General features: G+C 39.2%; 12 protein-coding genes, 2 tRNA genes and 1 CRISPR repeat array. Of the genes, 12 read left to right on the top strand and 2 right to left on the bottom strand.

The window, feature by feature from the left end:
* Positions 1-34 precede the first annotated feature (34 nt).
* Entirely contained in the window at positions 35-556 is a 522-nt protein-coding gene (gene dcd, locus WJR50_RS31690) for a dCTP deaminase (protein WP_341297355.1), read from the bottom strand.
* 222 nt (positions 557-778) lie between these two features.
* Between dcd and WJR50_RS31695 the strand changes: the two genes are divergently transcribed.
* From WJR50_RS31695 to WJR50_RS31705, 3 genes are all read left to right on the top strand, one after another.
* Positions 779-851 (top strand) — tRNA-Gly (locus WJR50_RS31695).
* Positions 852-911: 60 nt separating this feature from the next.
* The gene (locus WJR50_RS31700; RefSeq protein ID WP_341297356.1) at positions 912-1220 is read left to right on the top strand and encodes a GIY-YIG nuclease family protein; all 309 of its coding nucleotides are present in this window, start codon (positions 912-914) and stop codon (positions 1218-1220) included.
* Between the two features lie 4 nt (positions 1221-1224).
* Positions 1225-1308: transfer RNA gene (locus WJR50_RS31705), tRNA-Leu, on the top strand.
* Positions 1309-1404: 96 nt separating this feature from the next.
* Here the strand turns inward: WJR50_RS31705 and WJR50_RS31710 are convergent.
* On the bottom strand, positions 1405-2817 hold the full coding sequence (locus tag WJR50_RS31710) for a sigma 54-interacting transcriptional regulator (protein WP_341297357.1): 1413 nt from the start codon (positions 2815-2817) through the stop codon (positions 1405-1407).
* 223 nt (positions 2818-3040) lie between these two features.
* Between WJR50_RS31710 and WJR50_RS31715 the strand changes: the two genes are divergently transcribed.
* From WJR50_RS31715 to cas2, 9 genes are all read left to right on the top strand, one after another.
* Positions 3041-3712, top strand: coding sequence for a CRISPR-associated endonuclease Cas6 (locus WJR50_RS31715; protein ID WP_341297358.1), 672 nt, complete (start codon positions 3041-3043; stop codon positions 3710-3712).
* Between the two features lie 6 nt (positions 3713-3718).
* A complete protein-coding gene (cas10, locus tag WJR50_RS31720) occupies positions 3719-6451 on the top strand; it encodes a type III-A CRISPR-associated protein Cas10/Csm1 (RefSeq protein ID WP_341297359.1) in 2733 nt (910 codons plus the stop codon).
* Between the two features lie 7 nt (positions 6452-6458).
* The gene (gene csm2 / locus WJR50_RS31725; RefSeq protein WP_341297360.1) at positions 6459-6914 is read left to right on the top strand and encodes a type III-A CRISPR-associated protein Csm2; all 456 of its coding nucleotides are present in this window, start codon (positions 6459-6461) and stop codon (positions 6912-6914) included.
* Complete coding sequence (gene csm3 / locus WJR50_RS31730) at positions 6914-7576, top strand: type III-A CRISPR-associated RAMP protein Csm3 (RefSeq protein ID WP_341297361.1); 663 nt, start codon at positions 6914-6916, stop codon at positions 7574-7576. Before csm2 ends, csm3 begins: the two co-directional genes overlap by 1 nt.
* A gap of 19 nt (positions 7577-7595) precedes the next feature.
* Positions 7596-8645, top strand: a complete 1050-nt coding sequence (csm4, locus tag WJR50_RS31735) for a type III-A CRISPR-associated RAMP protein Csm4 (protein ID WP_341297362.1) — start codon at positions 7596-7598, stop codon at positions 8643-8645.
* The gene (gene csm5 / locus WJR50_RS31740) at positions 8638-10224 is read left to right on the top strand and encodes a type III-A CRISPR-associated RAMP protein Csm5 (protein WP_341297363.1); all 1587 of its coding nucleotides are present in this window, start codon (positions 8638-8640) and stop codon (positions 10222-10224) included. Before csm4 ends, csm5 begins: the two co-directional genes overlap by 8 nt.
* Complete coding sequence (locus WJR50_RS31745) at positions 10221-11609, top strand: hypothetical protein (RefSeq protein ID WP_341297364.1); 1389 nt, start codon at positions 10221-10223, stop codon at positions 11607-11609. Before csm5 ends, WJR50_RS31745 begins: the two co-directional genes overlap by 4 nt.
* A gap of 141 nt (positions 11610-11750) precedes the next feature.
* Positions 11751-12737: a CRISPR-associated endonuclease Cas1 gene (gene cas1, locus WJR50_RS31750; protein WP_341297365.1), complete on the top strand. Its 987-nt coding sequence runs from the start codon at positions 11751-11753 to the stop codon at positions 12735-12737.
* A gap of 11 nt (positions 12738-12748) precedes the next feature.
* Positions 12749-13210, top strand: a complete 462-nt coding sequence (cas2, locus tag WJR50_RS31755; RefSeq protein ID WP_341297366.1) for a CRISPR-associated endonuclease Cas2 — start codon at positions 12749-12751, stop codon at positions 13208-13210.
* A gap of 103 nt (positions 13211-13313) precedes the next feature.
* Positions 13314-15457: a CRISPR direct-repeat array (repeat unit 37 nt; unit sequence CACCGATAGCATACTCCACCAAAAGAAGGATTAAGAC).
* Positions 15458-15763 lie beyond the last annotated feature (306 nt).

Raw genomic sequence — 15763 nt, forward strand, 5'->3', positions numbered from 1 at the left:
TTAAGGATTTCAACGAAAAATTTTGATCAAGATACTATTTCTCAAAGTCTTTAAAAAGCATGCTGGGCTGAATTCCCTGGTTATGCTGGTATTTCTTGCTGCGATACTCCTCGTATTCTCCCTCAATAGAATGGTAAAAAATCTGGCAGATCTCTACTCCGGCATATATCCTGATGGGCTGCACACAAAACATTTCCAGGGTCCAGAAGCCAGAAAAACCCACATCTCCAAAGCCTGCGGTAATGTGAACGAATAAGCCCAGTCTGCCTATAGAGGAACGTCCCTCCAGCATAGGTACATAATTGTGGGTTTCGGTAAACTCCAGCGTCCTGCCTAGATACAATTTATCTTTCTCCAGCAACAGCCCATCTTCGGGTATGATCACCTTTTGAGCAGTATTCTCCAGTTTCATATCCAGGACCGGCTTATCATACACCAGAAGGTCCTGGTGCAACCTGAGGTTATAACTATTAGGATTAAGCTGCTCTTTGCGATAAGGATCTATGATAATGTCTTTACCTAGTTTTGCTTCTATAGACTTGCCTGAAAGGATCATTCGGTTATTGAGTTCAGAGTTTGAGGGTTCACAGTTCAATAAATATCTATGTTTGAAGTAGATTTTACTACATGCAAAGTAGGCAAATAATCGTGGGAAAGCACAAACAAGATGCTTGCAAATGCATGTACCAGAATGATTTTAGTTAGTAGTTAAAATTTTTCTTGATGGCTATTGTATTTTAAAAACCCATGCTTAACTTTGTACTCCCATTCGGAAAAAGCGAAAGTAGCTCAGCTGGTAGAGCGCAACCTTGCCAAGGTTGAGGTCGCGGGTTCGAACCCCGTCTTTCGCTCAAAACTTAAAGCGACTCCCAGATCGGATACAGGAGAGTCGCTTTACTGTTCTAGACAAGATGAGTTTTTACTCATGCTGGGATGGTGGAACCTGCCTGACGGCAGACAGGTTGGTAGTTAGTCAGTGGAATATGTTCTATGTTTATGCTATTAGGAGTATCAATGCCAATTATATTTATGTGGGCTTGACAAATAATATTGAAAGACGTATTAATGAACATAACAAAGGATATAATAAAACTACTAAGTCCTATTCTCCATTCAAGCTCATTGTAGTAGAACAGTTTGAAAGTAGAAAAGATGCTAGAGGCAGAGAAAAGAAATTAAAATCAGGTGTTGGGAAAGAATACCTGAGAAGTTTAACATAAAAATGCCGGGATGGTGGAATTGGTAGACACGCAAGACTTAAAATCTTGTGACCATTAGGTCGTGCGGGTTCAAGTCCCGCTCCTGGTACTCTACAATCCTCATAACACTTTGTAAATCAGGTGATTATGGGGATTTTTTGTTTTATGTAGGGACATAAAACAGGACAGTTTTATTTTCCGAAGCTCATACCTCCTTTTCTATTTCTTTCATTTTCTTCTTATAGGTATTGTAGGAAATGCCCAGTGCTTCAGCAGCTTTCATCCTTTGATTATTAAAAATTGTAGTTACATTAAGGATATGTTGACGTTCAACTTCAGACAGCAAAAATACAGTTCCTGAAGCCTTCTGAATCCGTTCTGGAAGATCTACTGGTTTTATTTTTCCTTCATTAAAGACATATAAGCTTTCAACAACATTCTCCATCTCTCTCACATTTCCAGGGTAATGATATTTGATGAGTTTATCCCAAGCTGCTCCTTCAAAAGTTAGGGTCTGATTAAATCGCATCTCCCTTTTCTTCTTTTCAACCAGGTAATTTAACATCTGTTCTACCTCTTTTTCTCCCCTTTCTCTGAGAGGAGGAATTCCAATCTCAGCTACAGCAAGACGGTAGTATAAATCCCAACGATAATCCCCTTTATCGCACAGATCTACTAGATCTTTATTTGTTGCTGTGATGACCTGCACATCTATGTCTTTTGCAGTCCCACCAATAGGGTGAATCTCTTTTTCCTGTAATACCCTAAGTAAAGCCTGCTGCATGTAGGAAGAAATATCACCGATCTCATCTAGAAAAATAGTGCCACCATCCGCTTGGTGAAATAAACCTTTTTGATCAGATTTAGCATCCGTAAAAGCACCTTTACGATAACCAAAGAGACGAGATTCTAATAAATTATCGGAAAAAGCTGAACAATTGATTGCCACAAATGGCTTACTTCTCCTATAAGAATTTTTATGAATATATGTGGCTACTACCTCTTTACCTGTTCCCGTCTCTCCGCTTATCAGCACCGTTACATCTCCTGCTTGTGCTACTTTAGAGGCTCTTTCAAAAGTTGGCTTTAGTCGGTCAGTAACTAAGAAATCCTTATCTTTTTGATTTTGACTGATCTGCCTGATTGTAGCAGTTATAGGTGTCATGGATTGATCAACCTCCAATAGTAACTTTTCCGGTTTCTTATCCTTGCTTAACCTACCTTCCCTTAATTGAATTAACCTGGTATCTAATCCTAAAGTAGTATGTAGGATAAACCAGCTTAACTGCATAATGGAAGTGCCAGGTGAGAAAAAAATATCTATTTGCTGATCTTTGTATTCAAGAATTAGTGAGCGAATCTTGGGAAGCACCTCCTCTAAATCAATTACATCATTTAACCCCAGGTACCTTCCGGAGATTGTGCGAGATGGGTATTTTCTTTTTAAGGTATTGAGTAAAAATTCAAAAGCTGTATCCTCTTGCTTCTCAGAACACAGGAGTACATGCTCATCATACTCATAAAAATATTGATGAAATGAAAGATTAGGCCCCTTCTCATTCACACTACCTTCCAAAAAATCACTCGCCTTTGACATCCAGGAGATCAATAGTCGCATAGGTATCAAATTTTGACACTAAAGTTACTAATTTGACAGTCTAAAATCTAAAATATTGCAGTTTTCATACTTATATGAGTTGGTCTTATGATTGCATAGATTATATAAAATCTATATAAATAAAGATAAAAATTAACTTTTCTAAGTAATCATGCTTGCATTTACTATTACATCTTCACATATTAAAGATTCTATACTAAGCAAACCTTACAACAACCTATTAGTGAAAAAACTCAAATATCTGAGAGTTGAGTTTGAGGGGGATATCCGCCCTCATGAAATACCTGCCTTTCGTGGTGCTGTAATTGATAAAGTAGGCCGTGAACATGATATATTTCATAATCATAATAAGCTAGATGGCCATATTTATAGGTATCCTCTCGTACAGTACAAGTCTATCCGAAAACATCCCTCTTTATTATGCATTGACTTCGGTGTAGAGGAAATTCACCATTTCTTCCAAAATAAAGATTGGAGCATAGAGCTCAGTGGAAGGAAATTAAATATGAGTATCTCACAACTGGATATGAAGCAATACAATCTTCAGACGTGGGATAAACTTTTTCATTACAACATCAGGAATTGGATCGCCCTAAGTCAGGAGAGTTATAAAGACTATCAACAATTTGAAAATCTGACAGATAGAATCCGATTTTTAGAGACTAAACTCATTGGCAATATACTTTCATTTGCTAAAGGTGTAGACTGGCATGTGGATAAACAAATAGAAGCGCACATCCAGGACTTAAAGGAGCCTCGTTGGGTTAGCCTCAAGGGAAAAAAAGTCCTGGGTTTCAACCTGGATTTTTCCTCCAATGTATTTCTACCCAATTTTATTGGCCTGGGCAAAAGTGTCAGTCTGGGGTATGGAACTGTTGTGCAAAAAAAACCATAAAGAGAAATGTCAGACCTGAACAAAGAATTAGTTTATATGGCAGGCTTACTACATGATATTGGTAAGTTCTATCAGCGTGCAGATGTATATTACGAAAGTTCTACTAAACTAGCTCCTAATTCTAGAAATATTGCTGATTATATATGTCCTAAAGGGAAGAATGGGCTACCAGCTTACCAGCATGTAATCTGGACACATGATTTTTTTGAGAACGCCAGCGTTTCCAAAAAACTTCAGCAATTGGGGTTGTCTTCTAATATTGGAATAAAGGAAGGAAAAGAAGATACTCTTCAAAATTTAAGCTGTTATCACCATAACCCACAAACATTGTTTCAGGCCTTCATACAGATGGCCGACTGGTGGAGTAGCGGGATGGATCGTAATGCCCGTTATGAAGCAGATGAAACTGTTTTTAAGGAATACAAAAATTTTAGGGAGGTGAGGTTGGTGTCTATCTTTGAACAGTTGGGATTGAAAAACAAAACTATAAATGAACAATTATACTCCTTACCTCTACAGTCCCTGGACATTTCTCGCTCATGCTTTCCTGAGCAAACTGCTGATTATCAACAAATGGATTATGAAAAACTCTGGGGAAGTTTTATTGAAGAGTTTGAAGCCATTCCTGTACATGAAGGAAGCGCTCACAGGCGGCTTGCCATTGAAGCTTTTAATGAATCTCTACTTTTCCTGATTAGGAAATATGCCTGGTGTGTTCCTTCCAGTGCTCACAAAAAAGATCTTCCGGATGTTAATCTCCATGACCATTTGCGTACTACAGGAGCCATTGCTCAATGTCTTTATGATTACTGGACTGAGCAAAAGGATGATTTTGAACTTCAGCAAATGGCGGGCAAAAAAAGGCTTGTAATAAGAGATGGATGTCATCCGCTACTTTTTTTCTGCGGTGATATTTCGGGAATTCAAAAATACATATATGATATCTACTCTTCAAAAGCTGCTAAAAGCCTCAAAGGTAGATCATTTTTTCTTCAATTACTGGTAGAGAGTCTCGTCCAGAAAATTATTAAGCAATGCGGAGTTACTACAGGGCATGTAGTGTATGCCAGCGGTGGCAAATTTTATATGTTACTTCCCAATACTACAAAGGTAAAGGAGGAACTCCATAAGCTTGAGCTTGAAACTTCGGAAAATATTTATAATGGTTATCACGGCGCCCTTTATGTGTGCATGGATTACATACCATTCTGTTACCAGTTTGATAAGGGTAAAAGCGAAATCTCAATCCCTGATGATCAGGGTAAGCCTTTTCTGACACATAACCTGGGAGAACTTTGGAGAAAACTATCCGAGAAAACAAGCCTGAAAAAGCAACAAAAATTCAGGCAACTCATGCTGGATAATTTTGATCGTTTTTTCCAACCCGACAACACGAGTGAAATGGACGAAGTCTGTGCGGTTACCGGACAGTTCTTTGAGGGAAAAGACGATAAAACAGAAATTGCTAAAGATGAAGAAGGTAACCCGGTTTATGTGAAAGCTAATGTATATGATCAGGTGATACTTGGCGAAGTACTTAAGGATGCAGATTATTTTCTGACTTTCCGCTCTTCTGAATCCATCCGTGATCTGAAAATTCCATCTTTTGAGCCATTGAAGTTAGAAGTACGTCATCATTTGTTTGATAGTCATAACCTTACTTATGATGATGCTGATTTTCGTAAAATTAGTTCGGTTGATACTGCCAGGGTACGGAGGATCAATGAAACTAACTTTAACCTGATCAATACGCTCAAGGGAAATCGTACCTCTTATGGATTTACCTTTTACGGAGGCAACCAACAGGCCCGAAAGCAAGCTGACTCAGGAAGTTGGATCAACAAAACTTTTGAGGAACTAGCTCAGTATGCCAATGGAAAGAAAACACGATTGGGAATTCTGCGCATGGATATTGATAACCTTGGTAAGTTATTTATACATGGCATTCCTGATAATAAACGTAACCTTTCTAGGTATGCTACCTTATCTTCTCAACTTGATTGGTTCTTCAGTGGCTATCTGAATACTATTCGGGATAACAGCTTTATACTCTTGCCGAAATCGCATGCTGATTTTGAGCAACATCCCGAGCATAAGGCTTTTTATCGTGACTGGGTAAATATCCTCTATTCCGGCGGTGACGATATATTTGCAGTTGGCCGATGGGATATGCTGGTCTCTTTCGCCGAGCAAATCCGCAATGATTTTCGTGATTTCGTTTGCAGTAGGGAAGAAATCTCAATTTCTGCCGGTATCGCGATAGTTGATCCAAAATTTCCTATTGCCAAAGGGGCCGAACTAGCTGGTGAGGCTGAAGAAAAGGCGAAGAGGTACAGTGCTGATGGGCTTTCACTCTCCAAAAATGCTTTCTGCTTCTTTGGAGAAACCGTATCATGGCATAAGGAATTTGCCGAGGTGAAATCTCTGAAAGAGGAAATGGTTTATCTGGTACATCAGGAAGGTTTGTCAAACGGCTTACTTCAAAAACTTATGCAGTTTCAGCAAATGAAGAACCAAGTTGCGCAGGATCAATCCAAAAGTTATATCTGGAATTCCACCTATTACCTGGCACGATATGCGGAGCGTTATAAAATTCAATCCATTCACCCAGTCAAATTATTTCTGGATGAACTGAAAAGAAAACTTTTTACCGGCGGTGGCTTTCCTCCTCATGAACGCTATTTTGACCTGGCAGCTTTGGCCGCCCGCTGGGCTGAGTATGAACTCAAATCAAATTAATTAAAATATGTACGAACAAAAAAATACAGAGCAATTCCGGGTTTGGATACAATCCGAAGAAGGCCTGCCGGATGAAGCCATCAAATGGGCAGCAGAATTCGGGTCGCACTTAGCTAAAGGTGAGGGAAGAGATGGATTAAACAAGCTATCTACGTCCCAGCTAAGAAAATTCTTTGGACAGATGAAACGCCTGCAAATTGACATGCTGAGCGGAAGCATCCGGGGAAATCAGGGATCGCATTCAGGACTGCTTATGCTGAAGCCACAACTGGCCTATGCCAAAGGAAGAGACCTCAAAACATTCAGAAATGAAGCGGTAAGCCAGACCAAGATCGCAGACTTTGAGGATCAGATATCCAAAGCAATAGACGGGGTAGAAAAAAACAACAAAAAGCACTTTAAAAATTTTGTCAACCTGGTAGAAGCCATTGTGGCCTACCACAAAGCCCAGGGAGGTGAATAATGAGAAAACTAAACAAGAAGATCTTCATAGATGCCAGACTCAAGCTTATTACTGGTTTACGTATAGGCGATAACAAAGAGAATGTAGAAATCGGGGGGATTGATAACCCTATCGTCCGCCGCAAAGACAACCTGGAGCCTTACCTGCCGGGCAGTTCCATTAAAGGGAAAATTCGTTGCCTGCTGGAACTGGCCAAAGGAGAAAATGTTGATTCCAATGCGAAGCAAACCGGCTCGCTGATATGTCAGCTTTTCGGAGCTTCTGAAAACAAAAAGGAAAGTATGGATGGCAATCCTTCACGGATCATCGTTAGGGATGCTTACCTAACCGATAATAGCAGAAAGCAACTGGCTGAATCAGAATTCACAGATATGCCATTTTCCGAAATCAAGTGGGAGAATGTGATTAATCGTATCAAAGGTTCTGCCGAACATCCCCGCCAAATGGAGAGAATACCCGCCGGAGCTGAATTTGATCTACACTTTGTCATCAACATCTTTGAGGGTGATGAAGAAGGAAAACTGCTCAACACTTTTAAAAAAGGACTTGAACTTCTTCAGGATGATTATCTGGGGGGCAGTGGTTCACGGGGATACGGGCAAATCAGTGTTGAGGATATCAAGCAAAATACTAAAGATGCTTCATCTTACCTGGTGCCCTAATCTGAAAAACTTTTAAAACATGCCAAAGATTGAAATTTTAAAGCTTGCTTTTTCCACCCCACTGCATATCGGAAGTGTAAGAGCGGATTACGCTACCTCTTCTGCCATGCTGCATTCGGATACACTTTACTCGGCAGTGATGCAGGCGTGGAGTATGCTTGGCAAAGAGGAATGGATACCGCAGAAAGGCCAGTGGAAAGACTTGGGGTTTACCTTAAGTAGTCTATTCCCCTACACTACTCTGGATAATCAGGCAGTATACTTCTTCCCTAAGCCTTACGGTTTTCTGAATGATCAGAGACTTAAAGATGAGCAGAAACCGGAGAGTAAGGCTAACAAAAAAGTACAGTTTTACGATAGTGATTATTTCTTCAAATTCCTAAAGAACGAGCCGGTAGGGCCGCAATACGCTAAGCATGTGCAAGGATCATTCCTGAGCAGCAAATCCATTGACGCTGGCTTTATGCAGAAACAGGTGTATCCCAGAGTGAAGGTAGCCCGAAGTGAGGGTGAGGACGCAATACCTTATTACGTTGAGCGGCTTTACTTTAAAAAAGGGAGCGGACTATTTACCATTGTTTCTTATGAAAATGAAGAAGCTAGGAAACGCTTACGATCTGCTCTTAATCTACTCCAGGATGAGGGATTAGGAACCGACCGTCATGTAGGCCACGGACTGTTTAAGTTGGAGGAAGATACTGGTTTTAAGCTTGAAGAACAGCTTCCTTTAAATACTAATCATATGCTTAACCTTTCTCTTTATTGTCCTGAAACTAAGGGTAGCCTGGAAGAAATGATACAGGATGAAAATGCTCGCTATGAGCTAGTGCAAAGAGGAGGCTGGATCACTACTTATCCGCATATGAACCTGAGAAAGAAGACAGTACATATGTTTAAAGAGGGAAGTGTTTTTAGAAAACCTTCAGCAGGATTAACTGCCATGGGTAGTACGCAGGACCTGGCACCGGACAAAGAATCTCTGCCTGAGGCCACCCAACCACCTCAACATCCAATCTGGCGATGTGGGAAAAGTTTATTTATACCGGTAAACGTAAATGCCCATGCTTGATCAACTGAGCCACAATTACTATCTGAAAGCTGAAGTCCTAACCCCCCTGCACATTGGAGGAGGAAAAGAAAATAACTGGCAAAAAGACCTAGACTTCTTTTATGAAAAAGGCAAATTTAGGCTTATCAACCGTGACAAACTCTTTGGGAGGCTAAATGAACAGGAAATAAATAATCTAAGCAGCCTCATGGCAAGTGGAAAGCTAGCCGACTTCAGGAATTATCTGCTCAAAGATAAAAATCGCTTAAATGAAGTAACTATCAGAGAATTTGACCTTTCGCAGGCTCCTGAGCAGAATGAAATAGTAGCTATGATCCGTGATGGGCAGGGGCAAATATATATGCCGGGAAGTTCCCTCAAAGGTGGCTTCAGGAGTATTTTATTCAAAAAGTTTAAACAAACCAGTAGAGACAATCCTACAGAGGTTTTTGGTAGAATCGGTGAAGACTGGATGCGGCTGCTACGCGTTACAGATGCCTACTTTGATAAAAGTGAGATTATCCATACTAAAACATTTAATTTACAGGGATATCAAACTAGCCTCAGTGCTGGATGGAAACATGGAGGTAATCGTACCGATGAAAAATTTAGGGAAACAGGATTTGTTACTAGCTTTGAAGTAATTCCTCCAGGGAGTAAGTCCTTATTGCGTGTCAGTCTGGCTGACGGTGTTTACAAGCAGTTATCAATAAAGCAACAAGCAAATAAAAAAACTGCTGAGTTTATCAAACAGGGTAGGTTGGCTCCTTTTTTTCAAATCATCAACGAACACACCCGCGAATTCCTGGCAAAGGAAATAAGCTTTTTTGAGAGGTTTGCAGGAGACAGAACTGCGGATATTGTTGAAAATCTCAAAAGTCTGCTGAAGCAAATCCCAAGTAACGATAACACCTGCATCCTTAGGCTTGGCCTAGGAAGCGGATACCACAGCATTACCGGGGATTGGCAGCATGATGATTTTACCCGTACAGGAGTTTGGGAAAATGGACCTCGCCGAAGACAAGGTAATTTCAAAGTGAAATCCCGGAAGCTGGGATTGGTGATTGAAAATGATCAGATTGATATCCTACCTATGGGTTTTATCAAGTTGAGCATCATGTCAGATACAGAGTATTTGAAAGAGATGTCACGTATCGCTGAGGAGAAAGAAGACACAATACACGAAGAGCAAATCCGCCTGCAAAAAGACAAGCAGAAAGCGGAAGAGGAAAGAATAAGACTGGCAAAAGAGGAAGAAGACCGCAGCAAAGCAGAGGAAGAAGCCACTGCTGCCAAGCAACGTTCCCTGGAAGAAAAACTAGCCAATATGCCTAAACCCCTGGAGGGTGATCTGAAATCTGATGATGTGATAGAGGCGGAGATATACACCATCAAGTCTAACTTTGCAATGGCCAAATACTCACCTGAACCTGGTAAATACTCAGGACAGACTGAACTTCAGGTAGGCAAAAAGGCACGTAAACTGGTGCCTAATTTTGATAGCAAGTTCAAAGTCGGTGCCTTGGTCAAGGCAAGGGTAGAACTATTAAAAAAGAAAAATAAAGTGACGCTTCATTTTATAGACTTTGTAGAAGGATGAAAAAGATATTGATCTCAAATATAGGAAACCGTAATATTAAATATACCGGTACACTTGTCAGTACAAATGAGCATAATCATCTACATACCAAATCGTTCAGAGAAGATTCTGAAGTAATTTGGAACGCTTACGAAACAGAAAAGAAGTTTATCAAAGAGCAGATTCTGGTTAACCATATTGAGCGACTGAAAGACGAACTTTACGGAATAATTTTATTTGTAACAAACCAAGAAAATAGTTTTAATTTTCAGGATACAATATTTGAAGGAAAAATATTGCAGTGCTTGTTCAAAGAAAAATACGGGTTGAACACTTCAATTTATGAATATAATAGTAATCCGACAGACGAAGAACAAATTGTTAAATATGTCGCCAAAGTGCTTAAGGAAGTGATCACAGAATATTCACATTCACTGGTAATCTATAACGAAGCAGGAGGAACTCCTCAAATGAAGTCAGTAATCAAAGACCTGTTAAGGTATTACTTACCTGAGAATAAGTTTCTAGTAACATACTCAGACCAGCAAGATCAGGTTTACGATAAGAAAAGGTTGTATGGTCAAAAATATACATTGCTAAAGTCAGCCCGTGACTTTACGAATAAATATGAATATGCCGCAGCGGCGAAGATCATAGGGGATGCAGACAATTTGGTAGGAGTTGACAAGGCATTATTGCTTTACGTAACCATGGCTGCTGCCAGAAAAAACTTTGAGCGTGAACTTGTAAAAAAACAGCTTCAAAACGCTGATACTCCCAAGCATCTTAGAAAAAACGTTCTGTTGCAGCATTATGCTCAAAGTAAATTACCTGAAAATATTGAGATATTTTCTGAAGTATTTAGTAAAACTTCTCAGAGCAATATCTTTGAAATAGCCTCCATTTGCCAACTGTATTTTCACTTAGAAATCTATACACTTGGTGTAGCTACTTATTATAGGTTATGTGAAGAGTTATTACAATGCTGGGCTAAAGAAACATACCGAGAATTTGACCTAACTAGGAAAAGAGATAGGGATAAATTGGTCAATGAAAATAATAGTGACTTAAAGAATACATATCCAAATATGAGGAATGAATATGGATTACCATTTCTAATTGCATTATCAATAAGGGATGGAGATAAATCTATTATCCCATTATTTCAGCGATTGTCACAAACAAACTCTTTCTTTTCTAACTCCTCAAAAGGAATTGACTTACTAAGGAACAAGTGTTATCTGGCACATAAGAACCAGTCCGTTACTCCTAAAATGATAAATCAAAGCAACCCTTTATTCCTTAGCAATATTTTGCCGGAAATCTTTGATCTTCTAAACTTACCGGATGTAAATATCTATGAACAAATGAATCGGGATATTCAGGACTTGTTCCTTAAAGAATAACGTACAGACTGTTCCTATAAACGCTCTTTGACGTACTGAAAATTTTCGGTGTGCTATCCGCTAGCTGTCAGAAGCGCTTTGTCTTATGCACTCCCGGATCGCGAAAATCCGGGAGGTGTTTTATCCAAAAATAGTATCACTATGAACCTGATATTAGACACTTTCGGCACCTCACTCGTCAAGAAAGACGAAATGTTTGTAGTATTACATAAAGACGGTAAGCAGCAAATCGCTACGCACCAGGTACGCACGATAAGTTTAAGCAAAGGAGCGAGAATAAGCTCAGATGCTATACTGATGGCCATTGAAAACGAAATAGATATACTGTTTGTCAATAGCTATGGTCATCCTCAAGGGCGCGTTTGGAGTCAACGCTATGGCTCTATTGCCAACATCCGTAAAAACCAGGTCTTTTTCGGGCGTAGTCCGCAAGCAGTCTCCTGGATGAAAGAAATCATTATCCGAAAATTGGATAACCAAACTGCTCTCGTATGCACACTGCTTACGGGAGATAATGAACAAAAGCGGATCAAAACAGAATGCATCTCTCAATTAGAAAAAATAAAAGCCAAGTTGGAAGAATTAGAAGCTGACATCCTAGCCAAAATTGGTGATACAATACGAGGGTTGGAAGGAAGTGCTTCCCGATATTACTTTAAATGTCTGGCTTCACTCCTTCCAGAGAAATATCGCTTTGAAAAAAGAAGTCAGCATCCAGCTAAAGATATGTTTAACAGCCTGCTCAATTATGCCTACGGCATGCTATACGCTAAAGTAGAAGGGGCTTTGATAAGGACTGGTATAGATCCTTATCTTGGCATTTTCCATCGCAATGAATACAATCGGCCAGTGATGGTCTATGATTGCATTGAACCCTACCGAGTATGGGCCGAACAGGTAGTAGTGAACCTCTGCCTGCAACTGGTGATGGAAAAAGAATTTTTCAGCATTAATGAACGAGGTGATTACTGGCTAGCCAGCGAAGGAAAGCGGATACTTATTCAATCCATGAACGACTACCTTGAGGAAGTGGTGGGTATCAATGGTAAAAGCCGAAGTCGTAATGTACATCTGGAACTAGATTGTCAGGCTCTGGCACAGCGCTTCAAAAACGCAGGGCCTGCCTAAAGACCTTAACTATGCCAAGAAAAAAAATTATCAATGTCAAAAAAGAAGAAGCCTACCGTCGCATCAGGCAGGCAGGACTAAGGGAAGAAATTTCGGAGACTAAGCCAGTCAACCTCAAAAGTTCTGATGAAATACTGAAATTTTTAAAAATACTACAAAAGAAAAAAATAAAGGAAATGATCTGTATTATCATGTATGATATTGAAGACAATAAAATCAGACGAGAGGTTGCCAAATATCTGCTCAAGAAAGGATGTCAGCGCATTCAGAAATCGGTATTTCTGGGAAAAATGGATTATCCTATGTTCCGAGAACTACATCAGACTTTAAAAGATCTGCAAGAGGTGTATGAAAACGATGACAGTATACTGCTGGTACCGATTTCAGAAAATGAACTGCAAAAGATGAAAATGATCGGTAGAAATATTAGCTTTGAGCTGACGCTAGGTCAGCGTAACACGCTCTTTTTTTAGTTAGGGTGTACTTTTATTATTGTCTTTAAACATGATTCCATATCACTATATGAAATACAAAAAACTAAACCTATTGATAACCAATGGGTTAGAAATGACCGCTCACCGATAGCATACTCCACCAAAAGAAGGATTAAGACTTAAATGATCTTTCTTGTTGATCTATAGCTTCTAACACCGATAGCATACTCCACCAAAAGAAGGATTAAGACATATGATGCTCGTTTCCTACATGAATTATTGTTGCACCGATAGCATACTCCACCAAAAGAAGGATTAAGACCCTTCCAGTTTTGCATGTTGTGCTATGCTGACTAGTCACCGATAGCATACTCCACCAAAAGAAGGATTAAGACAATAATGAACCCTTATAGACAACTCCATTACCACCCACCGATAGCATACTCCACCAAAAGAAGGATTAAGACAACTTGTCTTTTTGTTGATTTGCTAAGTACATAATACACCGATAGCATACTCCACCAAAAGAAGGATTAAGACAATCCAGTATAGAATATTTGATAATTTTTCATGACACCGATAGCATACTCCACCAAAAGAAGGATTAAGACCTTATTAAAAATGTAATTATTTGGCGCAACTATTGACTCACCGATAGCATACTCCACCAAAAGAAGGATTAAGACTTCATTTTCAAGTTCCAATAATATTTTGTCAATTTCACCGATAGCATACTCCACCAAAAGAAGGATTAAGACTCATTTTAATCGGTTTTAAGTGTAAATGCTCATATTTCACCGATAGCATACTCCACCAAAAGAAGGATTAAGACAATAATGAACCCTTATAGACAACTCCATTACCACCCACCGATAGCATACTCCACCAAAAGAAGGATTAAGACCTTTAGACTGATTATCGTATCACTATTCTAATAATTGCACCGATAGCATACTCCACCAAAAGAAGGATTAAGACTTCTACACTTTTAGTGTATTCGCAATCTTTTTTACCACCGATAGCATACTCCACCAAAAGAAGGATTAAGACAATCTCTCTGTTATCTGAATCAAATTTCATAACTTTCACCGATAGCATACTCCACCAAAAGAAGGATTAAGACATTACCTGATAAGAGCCATTGTCAAACACTTCTATCACCGATAGCATACTCCACCAAAAGAAGGATTAAGACCTTTTAACTTTTAATTTTTATTACTGACTTATTTTTTCACCGATAGCATACTCCACCAAAAGAAGGATTAAGACAATACTGTGCTAATTACTTGATTTTTCATGATTGACACCGATAGCATACTCCACCAAAAGAAGGATTAAGACTATATTTCTTTGCTTCGTTATAATCTGATTCTTTTCACCGATAGCATACTCCACCAAAAGAAGGATTAAGACTTGAATATATCTTCCAGATTTTCAAACCCTTTTTCACCGGTAGCATACTCCACCAAAAGAAGGATTAAGACTGATTAATTCAGAATTTTTCATCGTTTTAAATATTCACCGATAGCATACTCCACCAAAAGAAGGATTAAGACGCTTCTCTTACGGTGTTAATGGTAGTCATTGTTTTCACCGATAGCATACTCCACCAAAAGAAGGATTAAGACCTTCATAATTCCTATATTTAGGTTAAACATTTTCCGACACCGATAGCATACTCCACCAAAAGAAGGATTAAGACTTTTAGACCTCATCAGTACTGATCTTTAAAATTCGTCACCGATAGCATACTCCACCAAAAGAAGGATTAAGACCTGAAATAAGGCGGTTTTGATGATAAGGAAAGATATACACCGATAGCATACTCCACCAAAAGAAGGATTAAGACCTTCTTCCAGGCATTTCTTAGTATATTCATCGTAACACCGATAGCATACTCCACCAAAAGAAGGATTAAGACTGCTGCAATACCGGCTTGATGGTAGTTTTAGGCATACACCGATAGCATACTCCACTAAAAGAAGGATTAAGACTCATCAATATCTTCCATGAAGACAAGTGCAGGACTCACCGATAGGATACTCCGCCAAAAGAAGGATTAAGACAGTGATACTCCCATTTTATTATGTACGTCCGGCAAGTCACCGTATATCATACTCCATCAAAAGAAGGATTAAGACCCGTCACAATATGTTCATTTGGGTCAAAGTTGGCTACACCGATAGTATACTCCAAAAAAAGATGGGTTAAGACTCAATTGTTACCTCTTGTTGTGCCATGATTGATGTCAGCGATAGCATACTCCACCAAAAAATGGATTAAGACAATGTTTTTTTGGTACTTGTTTTTGATGTTTCATCACCGATAGCATACTCCACCAAAAGAAGGATTTCTATTAGAGTAATAAGTGAGCAAAATGAGTGCACGCTACATTCCCGTAACTTTAGGTTTGCAGCATCTCGGAAATTCACGCAATGATTACGGGACTTTTGTTGATAATAAATACCACCAAAAGAAGGATTAAGACTGTTGCGTCTTTTTATTATACACAAGCTGGACCTGCTACATTTGACTGGACAGTGAGTTAAGCGTAATTCACTTAACTTAGCTGATATGAAAAAAGAAAGACGA

The sequence above is a fragment of the Catalinimonas locisalis genome (assembly GCF_038039535.1).
Classification (GTDB): domain Bacteria; phylum Bacteroidota; class Bacteroidia; order Cytophagales; family Cyclobacteriaceae; genus Catalinimonas.

Bases quoted from the DNA above. Each gene is read 5' to 3' on its own strand.
- WJR50_RS31700 (WP_341297356.1), top strand. From the start codon at position 912: ATGAGTTTTTACTCATGCTGGGATGGTGGAACCTGCCTGACGGCAGAC.
- WJR50_RS31745 (WP_341297364.1), top strand. From the start codon at position 10,221: ATGAAAAAGATATTGATCTCAAATATAGGAAACCGTAATATTAAATAT.
- csm5 (WP_341297363.1), top strand. From the start codon at position 8,638: ATGCTTGATCAACTGAGCCACAATTACTATCTGAAAGCTGAAGTCCTA.
- dcd (WP_341297355.1), bottom strand. From the start codon at position 556: ATGATCCTTTCAGGCAAGTCTATAGAAGCAAAACTAGGTAAAGACATT.
- WJR50_RS31710 (WP_341297357.1), bottom strand. From the start codon at position 2,817: ATGCGACTATTGATCTCCTGGATGTCAAAGGCGAGTGATTTTTTGGAA.
- cas2 (WP_341297366.1), top strand. From the start codon at position 12,749: ATGCCAAGAAAAAAAATTATCAATGTCAAAAAAGAAGAAGCCTACCGT.
- csm3 (WP_341297361.1), top strand. From the start codon at position 6,914: ATGAGAAAACTAAACAAGAAGATCTTCATAGATGCCAGACTCAAGCTT.
- csm2 (WP_341297360.1), top strand. From the start codon at position 6,459: ATGTACGAACAAAAAAATACAGAGCAATTCCGGGTTTGGATACAATCC.
- csm4 (WP_341297362.1), top strand. From the start codon at position 7,596: ATGCCAAAGATTGAAATTTTAAAGCTTGCTTTTTCCACCCCACTGCAT.
- cas10 (WP_341297359.1), top strand. From the start codon at position 3,719: ATGTCAGACCTGAACAAAGAATTAGTTTATATGGCAGGCTTACTACAT.
- cas1 (WP_341297365.1), top strand. From the start codon at position 11,751: ATGAACCTGATATTAGACACTTTCGGCACCTCACTCGTCAAGAAAGAC.